Genomic DNA, 2,954 nt, shown 5'->3' with positions numbered 1-2,954 from the left:
CTCCCGAATATGGAATATGGCCGCCTGTGCGGCGAAAACTACGTGGAGGACATCCGGAACGCGGGGGGATCTCCGGTTCTCATATTCTTCGACATCGTGGGGATGAAACTCTACAATAGTGCAAACGGATTTAACCAGGGTAACGAGTTCCTGATTGATTTCGCTTCCTGTATCAAGAAGCAGTTCCCCGATAACTTGATTTGCCGTTTCGCCAACGACCATTTTGCCGTCGTTGCGGATTCTAGCGGAATAGAAGACAAGCTGAACATTATCCGCAAGTATGTCAAGGGAACCGTTTCCAAGATTTCGATGGACCTCTATGTCGGCATCTGCAATATCGAAGAATATGGCGTGTTCCTGGACGCGAGCGAAAAGGCGAAGCTGGCCTGCAACATCCAGAAGAAAAAGGGCGACAACTTTATCCGCTATTACGACGAGGAACTGCACAAAGACCTCATCTTGCAAAACTACGTGGTGAACCATATCGACGAGGCGATTGCGAACGGCTATATCAAGGTCTACTACCAGCCCGTGGTGCGCACGATTACGGAAACGTTCTGCGGCATGGAGGCGCTTGCCCGTTGGATCGACCCGCAAAATGGTTTCTTGAATCCAGGTGTGTTCATCGGGGCGCTTGAAGAATCGCGCCAGATTCATAAGCTCGACAGCTACATCATCGAACAGGTCTGTAGGGAACTTCGCGAGGAATTGGACCAGGGCCGCCCGATAGTGCCGGTTTCATTCAACCTTTCGCGCCTTGACTTTATCGGTTGCGATATCTTTAATGTGGTTGAATCGGCCCTGATGAAGTACCGGATTAAGCGAGACTACATCCGTGTCGAAATTACGGAAAGCATCATGGCTTCGGATTCCTACATCCAGCTTGAAATCGAAAGGTTCCGCCTGGTGGGTTACGAAGTCTGGATGGACGATTTCGGTAGCGGTTACTCTTCGCTCAACACCCTCAAGGATTACAAGTTCGACGAACTCAAGATTGACATGGCGTTCCTTTCGAACTTCAATGAGGTCTCCCGCATCATCATCAGTTCGACAGTCCGCATGGCGAAGAGCCTTGGCCTGAAGACCTTGGCCGAAGGTGTCGAAACAAGGGAACAGCTGGAATTCCTGAAACAAATCGGTTGTGAAAAAGTCCAAGGTTACTATTACGGAAAACCGCAGCCGCTGAAGGATACCATGAATCACATGGATGCTTCCGGAATAATGGCCGAAAACGACAATGTCCGTGCCGTGTACTCGAAGATTGGCCGTCTCGACTATCAGGAAGATTCTCCTAGGGCGATTATGTCTTATGAGAACGGAACATTCAAGTTCCTGTTTGCAAATAAGTTGTACGAAGAACAGCTCCTGAGTCTCGGCTTTAAAAATCTTGACGAGGTCGAGGCTGCGTCGAACGATCCTGAAAATCCGGTGTACTACACGCTCCATGAGGCGGAAAAGGCTGCCTATGTGTCCCCTTGCGAGGTGACTTACGTGACGCACGGAATGTACGTCTTTATGAAGGGGCGCCTGATAGCCGATAATAACGGCTGCCACATTTACGATTTGTGCTTCCGCAACACGCATGTGAGCGCCTACGACAGCTCTTCCAGTAGCGAAGATTCTACGCTTCCGGCAAATACGAAGACGGTTCTGCTTGCCGAGGCCAACCCGCAGCACAGGGCGTTCCTTGACAGTATTCTCAGGTCGGATTATAACGTGTTGCTTGTTCCAGATGGCGAGCAGGCCCTCAAGCTTCTGCTAGAATATGGGAATAGGATTTCTCTTGCGCTGGTGAATGCCGTCCTTCCGAAAATGGATGGCTTCAAGATAATCCGGAAATTCCACGAGGCGAGAAGCAATCTTCAGATTCCCTTTGTCGTGATGACGGACAATTTGGATCTTGCAAAGGAAAGTATTCGTCTTGGTGCATACCAGTTTATCCGCTTGCCCATTATGGACAAGAGCTTGCTCAAGGCAAAAATAGATGGCGCCATCAAGAACGCCGAAGTGCTGCAACAGCTTGCTTTGAACTACATGGAATATGTGCCAGGAGGTGTGGTTCTTTTAAATGCCCGCAGCGGAAAGATCCTATATGTAAACGGTTGCGTGCTTGACATTTTCGAATGCAAGAGTGTTGAGGAATTGTCTGAATTTGTGGGGGAACGCTTTAAGAATGCAATTCTTCCGGAAGACTACAAGGTTGTTAATCAGGACCTGCTGGAACAGATGTCGAACAAGAACGATGTGACAAAGCAGATAACCTACCGCACCAAAACGGGGAAGGGTAAAATCAAGCGCGTCTATCACGTGGGTAAGTTCTACAGGAAAACTCCGTACGGGGATATTTTCTCTGCGTTCATTTCTGAAGACGACATGGCGATGAAAAATTACTTTACCCGTAAGGAAGCGTACGCTGAATTTATGGCCTCGGGCGAGGCGACGCATACGAAGTCTTACGAGCCGGGGTATAAGGGATTCCTGTTCTGGAACCTGACCAAGAATTCGCCGGTACTCCGCATGGACGGCATCTCGTACATTCCCAAGGAACTTGCCGGAAAATATACCTACGAAACGCATTACTGCTATCTCAGTTCGCTGATGCTAAAAAGCGACGACAACGTGCGCCACGCGATAGACTACACCCGCGAAAGGCTGATCCTCGATCACCTGAACAAGTGCATCGTTCCGCCGCTCGACATCACCTACAATATCGATAACTTCTGCTTTACGATACGCTCGACATTTGACATGATGATGGAACCGGATTCCGGTGACATCATCCTGAAACTCCAGAACGCCTGCATCAAGACTACGAAAAGCTGCTAGAATGAGAGCGGACCGTCTAGGGGAATGCATCAGCCCGGCTTACGCCGGGCTTTTTGCTGATTTTACAAAGATTTTACAAAAAATCGGGCTTTGAGCGGTCAAAAAATACGTGTTAACAAATAGGGACT

At 49.1% G+C, this 2,954-nt stretch carries 1 protein-coding gene; it reads left to right on the top strand.

Annotation, left to right across the window (positions count from 1 at the left end; translation table 11 throughout):
• The coding region (locus Q0W37_RS15305; protein ID WP_297702407.1) for an EAL domain-containing protein at positions 1-2,826 on the top strand (2,826 nt) is incomplete at its 5' end.
• Positions 2,827-2,954: the final 128 nt, after the last annotated feature.

The sequence above is a fragment of the uncultured Fibrobacter sp. genome, assembly GCF_947166265.1.
Taxonomy (GTDB): Bacteria; Fibrobacterota; Fibrobacteria; order Fibrobacterales; family Fibrobacteraceae; genus Fibrobacter.
This window is presented reverse-complemented; position numbering and strand designations above follow the sequence as displayed.